Consider the following 19,761-nt stretch of genomic DNA (forward strand, 5'->3'; position numbering starts at 1 on the left):
TTATTTAGTTTTATAATTAAGAAACCGTGAGATACTTTAAAGCGTATCTCACGGATTTTTTATGTCTTATTATCATGTATTAAGAATGTAAGGGGTTGTTTACTTTAATATATGTGTATTCATGCGCTTCATCTTCTAAGCGCATGGTAGTCACGCACTTATAATCAATTGATTTAGCAAATATTACATTTTGAATTTCAGAGATTCTTTCATTAGAAACATCGGTAATTGTATCTAAAATTTGGTGTATGATGTTCGCTATATCGTTCCAAATTAAATCTTCTAAATCATCTTGATTAGCAGATTGTACAACGTTTAATATTAATTCACCTAAATGATTTTGGACAGTTGAATAAAATGCTTTATTGAAAACAGAGTCTTTAGATTCTGTCAAAATACGAGATTTCTCGTGAAATTGATTTGTAGCATAACCCATGCTATTTAATCTAGCTTGATCGATTCGTAATCCTTCAAAATCTCTTACATATAAATGATTTAATGAACCATCTTCGTTAAAATGTGCTATTGCGTTCTGTAGATGTGCTTCAAGTGCAATGCCATACTTAGTTAATAGAGGCACTACTAAGCCTAATAGGGCATGACTATAATCTTTCATCCAAGCTTGGGCAGCTTCATCGTATGAAGTGAAGTCATTGTGATTTTGGTATAACTTAATTAATGACACAATTGGCGGCTCAGGGTGATATGGATATTGGGCAACTAGACTTGATGGAATCATTGATGTTAACCCTTTTTCCTTAAGATGAATGTTAATATTGGTTCTAAACAAAGTACCTAATTGTTCACTACGCTCTGTTTGTATCGGGTCTTGGTCGTTTCCATTATAAAAATGGATACCAGCTAATTCATCAATGACCGATGATGCATATGGTTTGAATGTCATGTCATTAACTAATATTTGATTTAAAATGTGGGTCACTAATGGACCGTTATGTGTGGTTTGTTCCGATAATGTTCTAATCTCTCCTGTAATATGCACATTAGTTGATAATTTAATATGAGGATCTTCATTAGGTGCTTTTGGCATCAATGTTCTAAATGATAACCCAGCATAATACGGTAAAGTACAATGTGTCTTTATGATCAAATGTTGATCAAGTTCTTTACTATAATCACGAGCAAGCACTTCATCATATTGCCAAGGATGCACAATCATCACATGATAATCATCTAGACTGATATCATGATATTCTTTTACTTCATCCTGAAGTTGTTGATACATTTTAGGGAAAAGTTGGTTCATCATGTCATTATAAGATTTAGCTAATGATTGAACTCTACTAAATTGATGATGTATCAAAATAATTTTCAAATTAATGGGTTGCGCAAATTCAGGAGAATATTTAAATGTCTCACTAGAATTCATACCTTTTCTTAACTTTGCTCCTGGATGTAGGGGATGACCTTCAATAACAGATTGTTCTGAACGTAAATAGCTATCGTCATGATTTTTAATAATATCAAACAAAGGTCGTGACTCATCTTTCATACTATAGGCTTGATAGCTAATAGCAAAAATCATATTTGCAGCGCTGTTAGTTAAATCATCTTTAAATTGATCGCTCGCCTCGTTGTCTAACTCCGGTGCTTCAATTAAAACCCATTCTAAAATATCATTCGGATGTTCTACTCGATAAAATATTGAATCATTTATGGATTGATAATAAAAAGGACCTTCAACATCTACACGATTAAATGCATGTTTACCACTTATAGGTGCATATAACTTTTTGTGAGATGCTTTAAATTCTATTTCTAAAACTTCAGGTCGATGGCTTGATAAACCTTCAATATCTTTACTTTTTAATATTCTGCTATGATCATTGCCATTTACCAAATTTTCTCTATGTATGGATGTGACTAATCTTTGTGTCACTTTATCGCGACCGATATTTACATTTTCAATAAAGTATTGAGACCATTCTGGATGGGATTGACTTAAAAATTGATAAGCATCTTGCTCATCTTTGGTCAAATTAAATTTATTGTCTTTTGCAATTTTAATTGAATTCATAATTCACCTCTAAAAAAATATTTTACAAAAATTAATAAGATTTGTATAATCCATATTAATGATAATGATTATTATTATCAATTAAAAAGACAGGTGAAATTTATGGCTAAATTTTTCTTTTCCAGTTCATTTCTTCTGTTTTTAGGGAATTGGATTGGGCAAATCGGGTTAAACTGGTTTGTACTTACTACATATCATAACGCAGTTTATTTAGGTTTAGTTAATTTTTGCCGGCTCGTACCCATTTTGTTACTAAGTGTATGGGCAGGCTCTATAGCTGATAAATATGATAAAGGAAATTTACTGCGTATTACAATAACTTCATCATTCTTAGTGACGGCAATACTATGTGTGATGACATACTCATTTAATCAGATTCCAGTATATATTGTATTAATATATGCGACATTACGAGGAATGTTAAGTGCTGTTGAAACACCTGTGAGACAAGCGATCTTACCAGATTTATCTAATAAAATCACAACAACACAAGCAGTATCATTTCACTCATTTATAATTAATATTTGTCGTTCTATTGGTCCAGCCATAGCAGGTGTTATTCTAGCAGTTTATCATGCACCAACGACATTTTTAGCTCAAGCTATTTGTTATCTCATAGCGGTAGCTTTATGTTTCCCTATACATATCCAAGCTACTCATATGGGGGATCATCAAAAAGAGATGTCAATAAAAGTAGTGATGGATTATTTCAAACGCAATTTAGAAGGCAGTAAGATTTTCTTTACATCACTATTAATTATGGCAACCGGCTTTTCATATACAACTATATTACCGGTACTGACTAATCATGTATTCCCAGGACAATCTGAAATATTTGGTATTGCAATGACTTGTTGTGCCATTGGAGGCATTATTGCTACTGTGATATTACCTAAAATTCTCGATTATATCGATGCTGTTAAAATGTATTATCTTAGTTCATTACTATTTGGCATCGCCTTATTAGGTATCATTGTTCATAATTTAGTAATCATGTTTATCTGTATTACTTTAATTGGATTATTTAGCCAATGGGCGAGAACAACAAATCGCGTATATTTCCAAAATAGTGTTAAAGATTATGAAAGGGGTAAGGTATTAAGTATTGTAATGATGGACCGAGGCATGATACCGTTAGGAAGTTTAATTATGAGTTTCTTTGCTGACAAATTTGGCGTATTAAATACATTTTTAATTATGGGAATAAGTACAGTAGCCATTTCGATCATATTTTACTTAATGCAACGAGTTCATAAAATTGGAGGAATTTCACAATGACACGCAATGAGTGGTTACTTGCGGATAAAAACATTCAACATAGAATGTTAAATGCAATTTTAAAAGAGCAAATATGTCCTGAGGACGCAAAAATAAATAAAACAACAGAAAAAATTGAATTACAATATCATGGACGAGTTCTAACTGCCTATGTTTTAAGAAAAAGTATGTTAGAAAGATATGTATTTGATGGAGCATTCACCTATCAATGTGGTGATGAACGCATTCAAATTACAAGTTTAGAAAGTTTACTTAACATATTGAATGATGCTTTTGATATTGAAATATCTGAGCGTTTATATCATGAGCTTATCCATAGTAGGGATAGCTTTGTAGAATCATATAAACAATTTAATAATAGAGCATCATTAATTCATCAAAGTATGACATTTTCAATGTTGCCAGACACGATTAATTTTTTTACGTGGTTACAACATATAAAAGATAATGGTGCTACAAATGATTTAAGTTACTCTGAAAGTTTAGTATTAGAAGGACATCCTACACATCCTTTAACTAAGACGAAGTTGCCATTAACGACAGAGGAAATACGTCGCTATGCACCAGAATTTGAAAAAATTATTCCATTACATATTATGCTCGTTTCATCATCACATATCATCACGACATCAATGGAAAATGATGAACAGTATATCGTTAATCAAGTTATTCCAGAACTAAAAGATAAATTACAAGCTTTTCTTAAACCACTCGATTTAGATATCAATGATTACCGGGCAATCTTTGTTCATCCTTGGCAATATGACCATGTGATTGGGGAACGTTTTAAAACATGGATTAGCGACAAAATATTAATACCAACCCCATTTACAGTTGAATCTAAAGCCACATTGTCATTTAGAACGATGGAGTTATTGCATCATCCATTTCATATTAAATTGCCAGTCAATGTACAAGCAACAAGTGCTGTACGTACGATATCTACTGTAACAACGGTTGATGGCCCTAAGTTAAGTTATGCATTGCAAGATATGTTGAATATATATCCTGAATTAAAAGTGGCTGCGGAGCCATTTGGTGAGTATGTTGATGTGGACCCTGACTTAGCTCGTCAATTAGCATGTATCGTAAGAGAAAAGCCAGTGTTAACTCAAGAAGGTTCAACTATAGTAAGTGCGAGTTTAGTGAATCGTAATCCAGTTGATAACGATGTCGTGGTTGATAGTTATATTAAGTGGACTTATAACGAGCTCACTTCAGAATCGATAGAACGATTTATTCGTCAATATACTAGTACATTAGTAAGACCATTAATAGCGTATATTCAAGATTACGGTATTGCCTTAGAAGCACATATGCAAAATACTATTGTTAATCTTGGCCCTAATTACCAAATGAACTTTTTAGTCCGTGATTTGGGTGGTTCACGTATTGATTTGCAAACATTGAAATATAAGTTACCAGATGTTGAGATTACGAATGAAAGTTTAATTGCAGATTCAATTGAAGCAGTGATAGGTAAGTTTCAACATGCCGTTGTTCAAAACCAACTTGCAGAATTAATTCATCATTTTAATCAATATGACATGGTGAATGAACAGGCATTATTTAAAATAGTTCAACAAGAAATTGAAACTGCGATTGATGACAATAAAAATCATGCCGAAGCTTTACATCGTGTCTTATTTGGACAAAAGATTTCAGTTAAAGCATTATTAAGTATGAGAATGGAAAATAAAGTGAAGAAATATTTGAATACAGAATTGGAAAATCCAATAAAAAAAGAGGTGTAAGTACATGGCAAATATAAATATAAATTTATCCAAAATACAATACAATGCCAAAGTACTTCAAACAATTTTAGATGCTAAACACATACAATTTACACCTGTTATTAAATCTATCGCAGGTGATCGTCAAGTTGTTCAAAAATTAATTGATTTAGGTATCACTCATTTTGCAGATTCACGATTAGAGAATATAAGACAATTAACTGATTTTGATTGTTCATTCACGATACTACGATCAACACAATTATCACAGTTAGATAATATGATTAAAAATGCACAAATCAGTATTCAAACCGAATTAAATACAATTTTAGAGCTTAATCGTATAGCAGAACAATTAAATTTAAAACATCAAGTAATATTAATGGTTGATTGGAAAGACGGTAGAGAAGGTGTTCTAACATACGATGTTGTTAAATATATAGAAACCATATTAAATTTATCTCATATTCAATTAATAGGTCTGTCATTTAATTTTATGTGTTTTAAATCAGGAACACCTATCGAAGATGACGTCTTTATGATTAATAAATTTGTGAGTGCCATAGAGAGAGAAATAGGTTATCGCATGAAAATTGTATCTGGTGGAAACTCAAGTATGCTACCGTTAACAATGTATAATGACTTAGGTAAAATAAATGAATTACGAATTGGTGAAACATTATTTAGAGGTGTCGATACAACTACAGACAAGCCTGTTTCACATTTGTATCAAGATGCGATAGTATTGGAAGCGGAAATATTAGAAATAAAACCACGTATGAATAGCCATACGAAACAGTCATATTTGCAAGCGATTGTTGATATAGGGTACATTGATACTGATACAACTCATATAAATCCTATAGCCAATGATATCCAAATTATTGGCGCCTCTAGTGATCATTTAATGATCGATTTAAACAATCAGGATCATTATCAAATCGGTAATAAAATTCAATTTCAATTAAGCTATGAAGCCTTATCTCGTTCGATGTATAATAAAAACTTAGAAAAAGTTTATGCCACTGATATGAAAGTTGAAACGATGATACATTCTTTTAATGAACCCTTTTGTTCAATTCATAATATAAAATCAAATATTTAAACAGCGGGGCACCGACAACAGCGATCTTATATGAGATTGAGAAAAAACGTTAGGTGCTCCTTTTTAATATCTTAAATAATTAAAATTCAAATCAATGATAAAACCATTACGTATTATATAAGATAAAAGTATTCAGAGGTCTCAAATTAATTATAAAATTTATAAAAATCATATTGACAATGAGAATCGTTATCAATAAACTATATATGTAAGCATATACATAGTTAAGGAGTGGAAAAATGAAAGGTATCAAGTTTTTGAGCATACTCGGCTTAATGTTAGCTTTAGTTTTAGTGACTGCATGCGGTAGCGTAAGCAATAACGGGTCAGACGACTCTAAAAATAAATCAGCATCTAAAGATGGGGTTGAAATTAAACATGCTGAGGGAACAACAAAAGTTCCTAAACATCCTAAACGTGTGGTCGTTCTTGAATACTCGTTTGTAGATGCATTAGCAGCGTTAGATGTTAAACCTGTAGGGGTTGCAGATGATAATAAAAAAGAACGTATTATTAAACCATTAAGAGATAAAATCGGAAATTATACTTCAGTAGGTGCTCGTAAGCAACCTAATTTAGAAGAGATTAGTAAGTTAAAACCAGATTTAATTATTGCTGATAGCAACAGACATAAAGGAATTTATAAAGATTTAAACAAAATTGCACCAACAATCGAACTAAAAAGTTTCGATGGTAACTATGATGATAATATCGATGCATTCAAAACAATTTCTAAGGCATTAGGTAAAGAAGACCAAGGTAAAAAGCGTCTAAAAGAACATGAAAAGAAAATTGCTGAATACAAAAAAGACATCAAATTTGATAAAGATGAAAAAGTATTACCAGCTGTAGCAGCAAAATCAAGTTTCTTAGGACATCCTAGTGAATCATATGTTGGTCAATTCCTAACACAATTAGGATTTAAAGAAGCATTATCACCAGATGTTACAAAAGGATTAAGTAAATACTTAAAAGGACCTTATTTAGAAATGAATTCAGAAACATTGTCAGACGTTAATCCAGGTCGTATGTTTATTATGACTGATAAAGCAAGTCCGGACGAACCAACATTCAAGAAAATGCAAAAAGATCCAGTTTGGAAAAAACTTGATGCAGTAAAAAATAATCGTGTAGATGTTGTAGATCGTGACTTATGGGCAAGAGCTCGTGGTTTAATTTCTTCTGAAGAAATGGCAAAAGAATTAGTTGAGATTTCTAAAAAGGATCACAATAAAGACGATAAGTAAGGTGGAAAACGATGACTATGAAAGAACAAAGTAGTCAATCCGCTATATTACAAGAAAAAAGAAAACGCACTACACTCGCATATATTGTGAGTGTGTGCTTTCTTTTTATTTGTATTTATTTAAATTTAGCGATTGGTTCTTCTCATATTGAATTTAAAGATATCTTTCATTATATTACAGGGCATACTGATACGAAGCAGTCATTCTTGATACATAATTCAAGAATGCCACGCATGTTAGCAGGTTTATTAATCGGTGGTGCACTGGCACTTGCAGGTTTACTAATGCAATCTATTACAAGAAATCCATTGGCTTCACCGCAAATATTTGGTGTGAATGCTGGTGCTTCTTTTGTAATTGTATTAATAACGGTTCTAATACCATCACTTGAAAGCTATTCCATGATTTTAGCAATGATAGGTGCATTTTTAGGTGGATTAACGGTCTATACACTTTCAGGTTCAACAAAGGCAATGACTCCAGTTAAATTAGTATTAGCAGGTATGGCAGTTCATTTATTCTTTAGTAGTATGACCCAAGGGGTAATATTGTTAAATGAGGATTCCAACTCATCAGTGATGTTTTGGTTAGTAGGTTCATTGTCAGGTGTTAAGTGGCCAGAAGTGATTGCTATTACACCATGGTTAGTTGTGGCTATGATAGTTACAATGCTTATGGGACGACAATTAACAATAATGGAACTAGGCGACGATATTGCTAAAGGATTAGGTCAAAAAATTCAAGTTGTTCGAATGCTCTTAGGATTATTAGTCATTATTTTAGCGGGTTTATCAGTTTCAATCGCAGGTCCTATAGGATTTGTAGGCTTGATCGTACCTCATATTGTTAAACGTTATATCAAAAATAATTATATCTTGATGATTCCACTTACTATTATAATTGGTGCCGATTTATTATTATTTTCTGATGTTTTATCACGACTTGTCACACATCCTTTTGAATCTCCAGTTGGTATAGTGACTTCTTTCGTAGGTGCATTTTACTTCTTATTTATCACAGTTAAAGGGGTGAAACGCGTATGACAAGGAAGAAGCATATGATTAGATATAGTATTGTTACAATATTATTAGTTATTAGTGCCATTTTTAGCTTATGTATTGGCTCAGTAATCGTGAATCCTATCGAGGCGATTAAAGGCATCTTCACACATGATAATTTTATTTTAAATGAATATAGAATCCCTAGAACATTATTAGGACTGATTATCGGTAGCAGTTTAGCGATATCTGGGGCAATTATCCAAGGTGTTGTTCGAAATCCACTTGCCTCTCCAGATGTGATAGGCATCTCTAAAGGTGCTAGTTTAGCTGCTGTCATTATCATCATGTTATTTCCATCTGCACCATTAGCTATATTGCCTATCGGTTCGTTTATCGGGGCGTTAATGATTAGCCTAATATTATCTTTTTTAATTTCTAAATTTGATGTTAAAGGTTCTAATTTAGCTTTAATTGGTTTGGCAATTGGAGCAATATGTACGGCGATTGTGCAGTTCTTGTTAATTCGTAATCCTATGGATGCTAATAATGCACTCGTTTGGTTAACCGGTAGTTTATACGGTCATAATATTTCAAACTTTTTATCTGTATTACCTTGGTTCATTATTACTATTCCGATAATTTTAATGTTGAGCCATCAATTAGATATCCTAGGATTAGGAGATAACGTCGCTGTCGCATTAGGTGCTAGAGTTAAAAGATTAAAAATGGTATTACTCATTTTATCAGTAATGTTAGCCGGTGCTTCCATTTCAGTCGTAGGTGGTATTAGCTTCTTAGGATTAATTTCACCTCATATTGCAAGACAAATAGTTGGTCATAAAACAATGCATGTCGCAATGATGTCCGGTTTAATTGGAGCGATATTATTAACATTTGGTGATGGTTTAGCAAGAGGTATTCATCCCCCATTGGATATCCCAGTAGGTGTCATTATTGCTATTATCGGGGCACCTTACTTCTTATTCTTATTAAGAAAAATGTAATCATAAGTTGTACGGCTAATGGACATATGATGCATCAAGACACAGGATATTGTGTTTCTTGGTGCATTTTATATGTCATAAAAATGTTTAAGCGAGTAGCTATGAAATTCTAAAATTATTTAACTTATAGCCATTGCACTTTGAATGTAAATCGCGTATAGTATTAAATACTTAATTATTCATAAAAATGTATATATATGAGATGACGTTTAGAAAGAAATATAAATGTAATTTGAGTATATATAATTGTATTTTAAATAGATAGAAATGGATGACGGAAGATGAATAGATATACTAAGCAAGAAATCATTAAAGGTCGAATTAAATTTATTACAATGTCACTTATCGGCATCATTTTATTCTTAATTCCTATACCAGTAGAACAAGATGGTAAAAAGCAAACGACACTACCTGTTGCATTTTTAGCTAATTGGTTAAAAGATATTGTGGGTGGGGCGATGCCATTTATCATTGTGACAATTATAACATTATCGGCGATTTTAACACTCATTTGTTCTACGATTTTAAAAGATAAATTAGATCCAAAGGGCTTATTGTATAATGCGTTTAATGTAAATGTGAGTTGGATAATATTAAGAGTTTTAGCCGTTATCTTTGCATGGATGACGTTACTAAAAGTCGGACCTAAAATGATATATTCAGAAGATACTGGTGGACTTGTGTTTTCTAGTTTATTACCAACTTTAGTAGCTGTATTTTTATTTGCGGCTTTATTTTTACCATTACTTATGGAATACGGTCTATTAGAGTTGTTAGGACCTTTATTTAGACCTGTCATGCGACCATTGTTTACATTGCCTGGCCGTTCAACAGTAGATAATTTGGCATCATTTATTGGTGACGGAACTGTTGGTGTATTAATTACAAGTCGCCAATATGAAGAAGGTTTTTATTCAAGAAGGGAAGCAACGGTGATTTCCACGACTTTTAGTGTGGTATCAATTACCTTTGCAATTATTATTGCAGATACTGTTAAAATGCAAGATCAATTTTTCTTATTCTATTTAAGTGTTATCATTTCATGTTTAATCGCGGCAGTAATCATGCCAAGAATATGGCCATTGAATAAGATACCAGATGAATATGCGAAAGACGTATCGAGTGATGCAAGAACAGAGCAACTTCCTGAAAGTAAGACGGCGATTGGTCATGGATTTGATATGGCTACCGAAGTAGGGATTAAAGCACCAGGTGTGAAAGACTTCTTTAAATCTGGATTAAAAACAGTTGTAGATATGTGGTTTGTGATACTACCTGTAGTGATGAGTATTGGTACGATTGCGACTATTATTGCAAACTATACACCAATCTTTGAATTGATTGGTAAACCATTCGTTCCGTTTTTACAATTATTACAAATCCCTGAAGCTACTCATGCATCCCAAACTATTTTAATTGGCTTTGCAGATATGTTCTTACCATCTATATTAATTGAAAGTGCACATAGTGATTTAACTCGATTTGTTATTGGTGCATTGAGTATTACACAATTAATATATTTATCAGAAGTAGGCGGCGTCATTTTAGGCTCAAAAATACCAGTTAACATTGGCAAACTATTCGTTATCTTCTTAATCAGAACAATTATTACATTACCTATTATTACTTTAATCGCACATCTATTTTTATAATATAAAAGCCAAGATGACTTATTTGTTGCTATAACAATTGCTCATCTTGGCTTTTTATTATTTTAACTTTTTGGGTAATATTATGGATTTAAAACAGATAGCACATTTGCTTTTACAATTTGGTTGCTTATAACTGGAGATGGTTCATCACTTTTGGAATCTTTAGGTCGTTGATGTGCCTCTTTAAATGCATCACTTTTTACCCAGTTATTAAAATCCTCTTCTGTTTCCCACCATGTATTAACGTACATATCCTCAGTGTCATCGTCTTCGTTATTAACTTGCCAAACTTCGATTTTATGAAATCCTTTTAACGATTCAATCTTCCCGCCTTGTGTAAATCTTGGCGCCATTTTTTCTGCAAAACCTTGTTTTACAGTAATGCGATTTGTAACAACAAACATTAAAAATCACTCCTTATATATTTGTATTAGTCGTAATTGTGTTCTAATTAAATTATAGTCTTTCAACAGTACTATTAAAAATAAAAAGAGACAATGAATATTGCACTTTTTAGCAATACCATTGTCTCTCTTATGTTTATTGAAACTTTATTATTAAAAGATTATTTTGTTAGTTCGTTATACACTTTTTGATCATTTTGAGTATAAATAATGTATTCATGGTCATCTGTATCAATAATAACGCGATTTGTTTTACCAAATGTAGAACCAATTCTAGAAACTTCTCTACCTTCAACGTTAGGTACTGCATGAATATCTTGGTCTTGAGAGATATTTTTAATTTCATTCGTTGGAATTTTGATATCTGCTACTCTCCATTGGATTCTAACCTCATTATTATCTTTTTTTACTGTCATTGCCATGATCCAATACACATCCTTTAATTAATTTTGTATATATATCATAAATCATTTTGTAACCGTTTTCAAGATAAAATGTGATACTTTTTAAAATTAAGTCATACTAATTGATATTTAGTTTAATATTGCTCATACCGAAAATACGTTCGTATAAATAAGGAGAATATGATAAAATATTGCTATTAAAGGAGAGGTAATTATGACTGGAAAGACACATGCATCTTGTGGACTATTAGTAGGTGCACTAACAACTCAATATTTTCATACAGATTTATTTTCATCAGTGACAGTTATTGTATTGTCGGTCATTTCTAGTTTATTACCTGATATTTGTCATACCCAAAGTAAAATAGGTAGGAAATTTAAAATACTTAGTTTTTTAATTCGACTCTTATTTGGTCATCGGACATTTACCCATTCATTATTATTTATAGGAATCATAGGGATTTTACTTCATATCATAGATACACCTATATATTATGAAGTAGCAATTATCATAGGATTGATTTCACATGTTATACTAGACATGGTAACACCCAAAGGGGTTAAATTATTGTATCCATTGCCAATAACAATTAAAACGCCATTGAATTTTAAAACAGGTGGACTTGTAGATTTATCACTTGCGACTGCTTTAACAGTTGGAGCCATTTATGTGTTTTTTCAAAGTGAAGTAAATGATATCATACATCATTGGGGATACCTATTTACGCAATATTAAAAACAAGATACATAAATTCGAACTTGAAATCGAGTGAAATTATAATTTACATAAGGAGACAAATTGATGTTAGAGAAAAATAAATTAGAGAAATTTAATCAACAACATTTATACGAATATGAAAAATTAATGAGTAGTAATGAAAAACAAGCACTTGAAGATAAAATTGAATCATTAGATTTAGAAGAAATTCAAGAGATGTATAAAAACTTATATGTTAATAGACAAACGATTGAAGATGCATCAGATGTTTCGGAAGTTAAATATACTGTTAAGTCTGAACTTGACGAACAAAGGAAAGATGAATATAAAAATCAAGGTATTGAAGCTATAAGAAATGGACAGTTTGCAGTAGTATTAATGGCTGGAGGACAAGGGACTAGATTAGGTTATTCAGGTCCGAAAGGCTCATTTGAAATTGAAGGCGTGAGTTTGTTTGAATTACAAGCACGTCAATTACTCGAATTAAAGAAAGAAACAGGACATACGATGGATTGGTATATCATGACAAGTGATATCAACCATGAAGCAACATTAGCTTATTTTGAACAGCAACAGTATTTTAATTATGATGTAGACAAAATTCATTTCTTTAAACAAGATAATATCGTTGCATTAAGTGAATCAGGACAGCTTGTGTTGAATGAAGCGGGCCATATTATGGAAACACCAAATGGTAATGGTGGTATCTTTAAATCACTTAAAAAAGCTGGCTATCTTGATAAAATGAAACAAGATAATGTTAAATATATATTTTTAAATAATATCGATAATGTATTAGTTAAAGTTTTAGACCCAATGTTTGCAGGATTTACAGTCTCAAATAATAAAGATATTACGTCTAAGACAATAAAACCTAAAAAAGGTGAAAGTGTTGGGAGACTTGTAAATAAAGATAGTAAAGATACAGTTCTCGAGTATTCAGAACTTGATCCTAATGTTGCAAATCAATTTGATAACGCAAACATTGGTATCCATGCATTTAAATTAGGATTTATTATGAGTGCAGTTGATAGAGAATTACCTTATCATTTAGCAATTAAAAATTTAAAACAACTAGATGAAGACTTTGGAGTAGTTGAACGACCAACACTTAAATTCGAGTTATTCTATTTTGATATTTTCCGTTATGGTACTAGCTTTATTACGTTACAAGTATCAAGAGAAGAAGAGTTTTCACCATTGAAAAATAAAGAAGGAAAAGACAGCGTAGAAACGGCAACGGCTGATTTGAAACGAATGGGAATGATTTAAACTAAGGTGGTCCATATCATGTCAAACACAGAACAACATATTGAATCAAATCATAGTTCTTTTAAAGATATTATGCCTTTGTCATTTGGTGAGGAAGTTGGTAATACTGTCACACATAGCTTTGCATCATTTTGTACAATGATTATATTACCATACGCTGCAGTGCATAGTTTTAATAAGGGCGGCACATTATTGTCGACAAGTATTTCAATATTTGTCATAAGTTTATTTTTAATGTTCATATCATCAACGGTCTATCATGCTATGGCGAATCATACAGTACAAAAATATGTATTGCGAATTATAGATCATAGTATGATATATGTTGCGATATCAGGTACATATACACCAATACTTTTAAATGTAGTTGGTGGTTGGTTAGGTTGGACTGTGTTTATTCTATTATGGGGGACAACAGTGTGGGGCATTTTGTATAAGTCAATTGCCACTCATGTTAACCATAAGCTAAGTCTAATAGTTTATTTAGTTATGGGGTGGGTAGGTGTTATATTTGCACCTATTATCGTTTTACGAACATCATGGATATTTATACTATTTATTGTATTAGGTGGTTTATCTTATACTATTGGTGCTTGGTTTTATGCACAAAAAAACCGACCATATTTTCATATGATTTGGCATATATTTATTTTAATAGCTTCATTTTTCCATTTAATAGGCATACTATTTTTTATGTCTTAAACAGAAAATATAAGGTAACTAGGGATATTACGATGATGTCTCTAGTTACTTTTTTAATTAATTAGAAATCATTTAAAAAAGAGATATCTTTTTTTACAGGTAGAAAAATAAGATAAAATATAACTAATTGAAAAAGTCATACTAATTAATGATTGTTTTATTAAATGAAAGTCTATAATATAGATTGAGTTGTAAGAAAAATTAAGTTGGAGGACAACTAAATGAGATTAAAATCGATGATAACGGTATTAGCGTTAATTTTGATAATGTTTATGGCTGCAATTGAAGCGTCAATTATTTCACTAGCAATGCCGACCATTCGTCAAGATTTAAATGCTGGAAGCTTTATTTCTTTAGTATTTACAGCATATTTTATTGCTTTAGTTATAGCAAACCCGATTGTTGGTGAACTGATGTCGCGATTTAAAATTATATATATCGCTATCACAGGGTTAGTTTTATTTGCCATTGGTAGTTTTATGTCAGGTACAAGTGAAACTTTTACGATGCTCATTATATCTAGAGTCATTCAAGGATTTGGTGCTGGTGTGATGATGTCGTTATCACAAATTGTTCCAAAACTTGCCTTTGAAATTCCATTAAGATATAAAATTATGGGCATTGTAGGTAGTGTTTGGGGCGTATCAAGTATTATAGGCCCATTTTTAGGTGGAGGTATTCTTGAAATAGCAACTTGGCATTGGCTTTTCTTCATTAATATCCCCATTGCACTTATTGCGATTATATTAGTCATTTTTACATTCCATTTTCCAGAGGAAGAAATCGTATCTAAAACAAACTTTGATGTTAAAGGTTTAAGTTTATTTTATGTATTTATTGGTTTATTAATGTTTAGTTTGCTTAATCAGGGTCAGGTTGTATTGAATGTTTTATCACTACTACTTGCACTATTGGTAGGGTTTATTTTATATAAAGTTGAAAAAACAACTGATCACCCATTTTTACCAATTGTAGAATTTAACAAATCGATTGCTTTAGTATTTATTACAGATTTATTAATTGCCATTTGTTTAATGGGCTTTAATTTATACATTCCTGTATATTTACAAGAACAATTAGGTTTATCACCACTTCAAAGTGGATTTGTTATTTTTCCATTATCTGTGGCATGGATAATATTAAACTTTAACCTAGCTAAATTAGAAGCAAAATTTTCTAGAAAAGCATTGTATATTGGTGCATTTACGTTCCTAATTATTGGAAGTATCATTATTATTTTCGGTATAAAACTACCTTTACTTATAGCGTTTAGCGTTATTCTTGCTGGCTTAAGTTTTGGGTTTGTGTATACAAAAGACAGTGTCATTGTTCAAGAGGAAACGTCACCACATCAAATGAAAAAGATGATGTCATTTTACGCTTTGACTAAAAACCTAGGGTCATCAATTGGATCAACTGTTATGGGCTATATGTATGCTATGAAATCAGGGTTGTTCGGTAGCAACTTGCATAATGTATTAGGATTAGCCATTGTTATTGCAATTGTATTAGTGGCGATATGGAGTTTCATTTATAAAAACAAACCGGTGACTAACTAATAAAATTTAACAAATCGTTTAGAACGCCTACATGAATTGTGGGCGTTTTTATAATTTTATAAGGTCATCGATTAATGGTAAAATACTTTATGTATTCAAAATAGGAGGAGGATAAGTGTAATGAAGTTTTTTAGAAATAAGATGTATAATTTAATATCTACACTTATTGTTCTTACTATTTTTATTATTTCAGGAACGATTTTTTTAATGTTTTTAGGGTTTGGTTTATATGGCTTAAGTAGGATTTTGATATATTTTAAATTAGGTTATTTTGGCTATAATAAAAGCTTTTACGACAATATTTTCTATTATGGAAGCTATATTGTTTTAGGATATTTCACTTTATTCGCAGTAGAACATCTTATGGATTACTTTAGAAAACGCTTGCCACAAAACCCATACTTTCAAGGAGTTACTTATCATTTAATAGGATACTCTGTTACGACAATATTGTTTTACTTTATAATACATGTCCATTACACATATATAGATATTAAGTTTTGGGTGATTATGGTAATTATAGGATTTTTATATATTTGTAAAGAAATTTTCTATCCAGATAGCACAAATTTAAATAATAAAAAGTAATGAGCACTAAATTTGAATAGTTTTTCGTAGTTTGTTTGAATGAAATACTATTATTGAATAAAGGAGATTATGTTCATGAGCAATATAGAAATTAATAAAAGACGAAGGAATTTAATTGTTTCTGTAATGCTAATTAGTGCTTTTGTAGCTATTTTAAATCAAACATTATTGAATACAGCTTTACCGCATATTATGAGAGAATTAAAAATCGATGAAAGTACATCTCAGTGGTTGATAACGGGATTTATGTTAGTTAATGGTGTTATGATTCCGTTAACAGCATATTTAATGGATCGAGTTAAAACGAGACCATTATATTTATCTGCAATGGGTACCTTTTTAATTGGATCGATTGTAGCTGCCATTGCACCTAATTTTGGTGTCTTAATGACTGCGAGAGTTATTCAAGCTATGGGTGCAGGTGTATTAATGCCTCTTATGCAATTTACATTGTTTACACTGTTTTCTAAGGAAAGACGTGGATTTGCAATGGGATTAGCTGGTTTAGTAATTCAATTTGCACCTGCAATCGGACCTACGTTCACAGGTTTAATTATTGATCATGTGAGTTGGAGAGTACCATTCATAATTATAGTTGGTATCGCATTAATTGCACTTGTCTTCGGTTTTATATTTATTTCAAGCTATAACGAAACTAAGCAAACTAAGCTCGATAAACGTTCTATATTATATTCAACAGTTGGATTTGGTATGATGTTATATGCATTCAGTAGTGCGGGTAGTTTAGGCTTCGCGAATCCAATTATCATAGTTACATTAATAGTAAGTTTGATAATCATATTGATATTTGTTAGACGTCAATTAACAATTTCCAATCCATTACTTAATTTAAAAGTGTTTAAGACGAGAACTTTTTGTTTTAGTACGATTACTTCAATGATAGTGATGATGTCCATGGTTGGACCTGCATTATTAATTCCATTATATGTACAAAATGCTTTAGCATTGTCCGCATTATTATCAGGTCTAGTCATCATGCCTGGTGCGATAATTAATGGCTTAATGTCTGTGTTTACAGGTAGTTTTTATGATAAATATGGTCCAAGGCCTCTTATCATTTCCGGTTTTACTATTTTAACCGTATGCACATTTTTATTGTGTTTCTTAAAAGCAGACACATCCTATATGTATTTAATTATTATATATGCAATAAGAATGTTTGCAGTTTCTTTATTAATGATGCCTATTAATACAGCTGGTATTAACGCACTAGAAAATAAAAACATTTCCCATGGTACAGCCATTATGAACTTTGGACGTGTTATGGCTGGATCTTTAGGAACAGCTTTAATGGTTACATTTATGAGTATGGGTTCAAAATGGTTAGGATCTACAATAGCAACATCAGGAAGTAAAGAAATGATACAGCGACAAACCGTTGCTGCAGGTGTAGATGTATCATTTGCGTTAGTAACATTATTCGTAGTAGTTGCATTTAGTTTCGCATTATTCATCAAAGAACCTAGAAATAAGAATAAAAATATTAGAGAAGTATAAAAATCATGAAATCATAGAAGTTAGCTATTTATTTAAAGCTAACTTCTTTTTTTATTACATAAAAAGTCTTATACTAAAAAAGATAGACTAGGTAATAGCACAGTATAGTTATTTAGTTGAGACAATATAAATAAGGGGGATTTACTTTGTTAACGGTAAATCAAGTCAAAGAATTAGTTGGAGAAATAAAAGATCCAATTATTGATGTACCTTTAAAAGAAACTAACGGAATAGTTGATGTTTCTATTAAAGAAGAAATTGAACATGTTAGTGTTAAAATTGCTATGGCACAATTAGGTGGACAACCTCAACTAGACTTACAAATGGCTGTAGTTAAAACGCTAAAAGAAAATGGAGCGAAAACAGTAGGTATTAGATTCGAAGAGTTACCTGCAGGTACAGTTGAACAGTATAGAGGTAAAGGTACTGAAAAGCCTAAAACGATAGAAGGATTATTATCAAAGAATAATTCTGTTGAATTTATAGCAATTGCGTCAGGTAAAGGCGGCGTTGGAAAATCAACAGTTGCAGTTAATCTAGCAGTTGCTTTAGCTAGAGAAGGAAAAAAAGTTGGACTAGTAGATGCTGATATTTATGGATTTAGTGTACCTGATATGATGGGCATTGATGAAAAACCTGGTATCGAAGGGAAAGAAGTTATCCCAGTTGAAAGATATGGCGTTAAAGTTATTTCTATGGCTTTCTTTGTTGAAGAAAATGCACCAGTCATTTGGAGAGGACCAATGTTAGGTAAAATGCTTACTAACTTTTTCACGGAAGTAAAATGGGGTGATCTAGATTACTTATTATTAGATTTACCTCCAGGTACTGGTGATGTTGCGCTAGATGTTCATTCTATGCTTCCTTCTAGTAAAGAAATTATTGTCACTACACCTCATCCAACTGCAGCATTTGTTGCTGCGAGAGCAGGTGCTATGGCTAAACATACAGACCATTCAATTTTAGGTGTAATTGAAAACATGAGTTATTTTGAAAGTAAAGAAACTGGCAATAAAGAATACGTGTTTGGTAAAGGTGGCGGAACGAAACTAGCAGATGAGTTAGAAACTCAATTGTTCGGTGAATTACCATTAGAACAACCAACATGGGACCCTACAGATTTTTCTCCGTCTATCTATCAACCTGAAGATAGATTAGGCAAAATCTATCAGACAATTGCTCAAAAAGTAATCGCAAGTACACAAAAGTAACAAAAAGTTATTAAGCGTATAAAATTAACTATAATTTTATACGCTTTTTCTATTGCATTTTAGAAAAATCCTGTTAGAATATTTTCTTGTGAGTTATTCAACTCCAAAATATCAATAAAAAAACTTTAATTTTATTATTGACTTCAAAACATTAAATTGATATTATATAAAAGTCGTCAAAAACGACAAGTTAAGTTTAATAAAATTTCGTTAAGAAAGTGTAAAACTTACTATTGCAAAGCGGAAACAAATCGTTTAGACTTAATAAAGTAATCTTAATTAAATATTGACTTCGAATTAAAGAAGTTATATAATAATAAAGATTGTTTC

17 protein-coding genes are annotated in these 19,761 nt (G+C 31.4%); 14 read left to right on the plus strand and 3 right to left on the minus strand.

What is annotated here, in order from left to right:
• Positions 1-79 precede the first annotated feature (79 nt).
• Positions 80-2,035, minus strand: a complete 1,956-nt coding sequence (locus tag AC2D8K_RS07290; protein ID WP_002450480.1) for an IucA/IucC family protein — start codon at positions 2,033-2,035, stop codon at positions 80-82.
• Between the two features lie 102 nt (positions 2,036-2,137).
• Between AC2D8K_RS07290 and AC2D8K_RS07295 the strand changes: the two genes are divergently transcribed.
• The 7 genes from AC2D8K_RS07295 to AC2D8K_RS07325 all read left to right on the plus strand — a co-directional run bounded on the left by AC2D8K_RS07295 (position 2,138) and on the right by AC2D8K_RS07325 (position 11,055).
• On the plus strand, positions 2,138-3,313 hold the full coding sequence (locus AC2D8K_RS07295; RefSeq protein ID WP_002450479.1) for an MFS transporter: 1,176 nt from the start codon (positions 2,138-2,140) through the stop codon (positions 3,311-3,313).
• On the plus strand, positions 3,310-5,067 hold the full coding sequence (locus AC2D8K_RS07300; RefSeq protein WP_002450478.1) for an IucA/IucC family protein: 1,758 nt from the start codon (positions 3,310-3,312) through the stop codon (positions 5,065-5,067). The genes AC2D8K_RS07295 and AC2D8K_RS07300 overlap by 4 nt, the downstream gene beginning before the upstream one ends.
• A 4-nt stretch (positions 5,068-5,071) precedes the next feature.
• Positions 5,072-6,151, plus strand: coding sequence for an alanine/ornithine racemase family PLP-dependent enzyme (locus AC2D8K_RS07305; protein ID WP_002450477.1), 1,080 nt, complete (start codon positions 5,072-5,074; stop codon positions 6,149-6,151).
• Between the two features lie 239 nt (positions 6,152-6,390).
• Positions 6,391-7,398, plus strand: coding sequence for an ABC transporter substrate-binding protein (locus AC2D8K_RS07310; protein WP_484698341.1), 1,008 nt, complete (start codon positions 6,391-6,393; stop codon positions 7,396-7,398).
• Between the two features lie 11 nt (positions 7,399-7,409).
• Positions 7,410-8,441, plus strand: a complete 1,032-nt coding sequence (locus AC2D8K_RS07315; RefSeq protein WP_484698342.1) for a FecCD family ABC transporter permease — start codon at positions 7,410-7,412, stop codon at positions 8,439-8,441.
• Positions 8,438-9,403 carry a FecCD family ABC transporter permease gene (locus tag AC2D8K_RS07320; protein ID WP_037551895.1) on the plus strand — a complete coding sequence of 322 codons (966 nt, stop codon included), beginning with the start codon at positions 8,438-8,440 and terminating at the stop codon, positions 9,401-9,403. Before AC2D8K_RS07315 ends, AC2D8K_RS07320 begins: the two co-directional genes overlap by 4 nt.
• Before the next feature lie 281 nt (positions 9,404-9,684).
• Positions 9,685-11,055: a YjiH family protein gene (locus tag AC2D8K_RS07325; protein ID WP_002450473.1), complete on the plus strand. Its 1,371-nt coding sequence runs from the start codon at positions 9,685-9,687 to the stop codon at positions 11,053-11,055.
• 80 nt (positions 11,056-11,135) lie between these two features.
• Here AC2D8K_RS07325 and AC2D8K_RS07330 read toward each other — a convergent pair whose 3' ends face one another.
• Both AC2D8K_RS07330 and AC2D8K_RS07335 read right to left on the minus strand, forming a co-directional pair.
• Positions 11,136-11,459 carry a heme oxygenase gene (locus tag AC2D8K_RS07330; RefSeq protein ID WP_002450472.1) on the minus strand — a complete coding sequence of 108 codons (324 nt, stop codon included), beginning with the start codon at positions 11,457-11,459 and terminating at the stop codon, positions 11,136-11,138.
• 161 nt (positions 11,460-11,620) lie between these two features.
• On the minus strand, positions 11,621-11,881 hold the full coding sequence (locus tag AC2D8K_RS07335; protein WP_002450471.1) for a SunI/YnzG family protein: 261 nt from the start codon (positions 11,879-11,881) through the stop codon (positions 11,621-11,623).
• A gap of 196 nt (positions 11,882-12,077) precedes the next feature.
• Between AC2D8K_RS07335 and AC2D8K_RS07340 the strand changes: the two genes are divergently transcribed.
• From AC2D8K_RS07340 to AC2D8K_RS07370, 7 genes are all read left to right on the plus strand, one after another.
• Positions 12,078-12,599 carry a metal-dependent hydrolase gene (locus AC2D8K_RS07340; protein ID WP_002450470.1) on the plus strand — a complete coding sequence of 174 codons (522 nt, stop codon included), beginning with the start codon at positions 12,078-12,080 and terminating at the stop codon, positions 12,597-12,599.
• A 66-nt stretch (positions 12,600-12,665) separates the two neighbouring features.
• Positions 12,666-13,853: a UTP--glucose-1-phosphate uridylyltransferase gene (locus AC2D8K_RS07345; RefSeq protein WP_002450469.1), complete on the plus strand. Its 1,188-nt coding sequence runs from the start codon at positions 12,666-12,668 to the stop codon at positions 13,851-13,853.
• 18 nt (positions 13,854-13,871) lie between these two features.
• On the plus strand, positions 13,872-14,555 hold the full coding sequence (trhA, locus tag AC2D8K_RS07350; RefSeq protein ID WP_002450468.1) for a PAQR family membrane homeostasis protein TrhA: 684 nt from the start codon (positions 13,872-13,874) through the stop codon (positions 14,553-14,555).
• Between the two features lie 221 nt (positions 14,556-14,776).
• Positions 14,777-16,114 carry a multidrug efflux MFS transporter SdrM gene (gene sdrM, locus AC2D8K_RS07355; protein WP_484698347.1) on the plus strand — a complete coding sequence of 446 codons (1,338 nt, stop codon included), beginning with the start codon at positions 14,777-14,779 and terminating at the stop codon, positions 16,112-16,114.
• Between the two features lie 120 nt (positions 16,115-16,234).
• Positions 16,235-16,702, plus strand: a complete 468-nt coding sequence (locus AC2D8K_RS07360; protein ID WP_002450466.1) for a SepA family multidrug efflux transporter — start codon at positions 16,235-16,237, stop codon at positions 16,700-16,702.
• Positions 16,703-16,777: 75 nt separating this feature from the next.
• Positions 16,778-18,220 carry an MDR family MFS transporter gene (locus tag AC2D8K_RS07365; RefSeq protein WP_002450465.1) on the plus strand — a complete coding sequence of 481 codons (1,443 nt, stop codon included), beginning with the start codon at positions 16,778-16,780 and terminating at the stop codon, positions 18,218-18,220.
• Positions 18,221-18,366: 146 nt separating this feature from the next.
• Positions 18,367-19,431, plus strand: coding sequence for a P-loop NTPase (locus AC2D8K_RS07370; RefSeq protein ID WP_002450464.1), 1,065 nt, complete (start codon positions 18,367-18,369; stop codon positions 19,429-19,431).
• Positions 19,432-19,761 lie beyond the last annotated feature (330 nt).

Source organism: Staphylococcus sp. 510 (assembly GCF_057219715.1).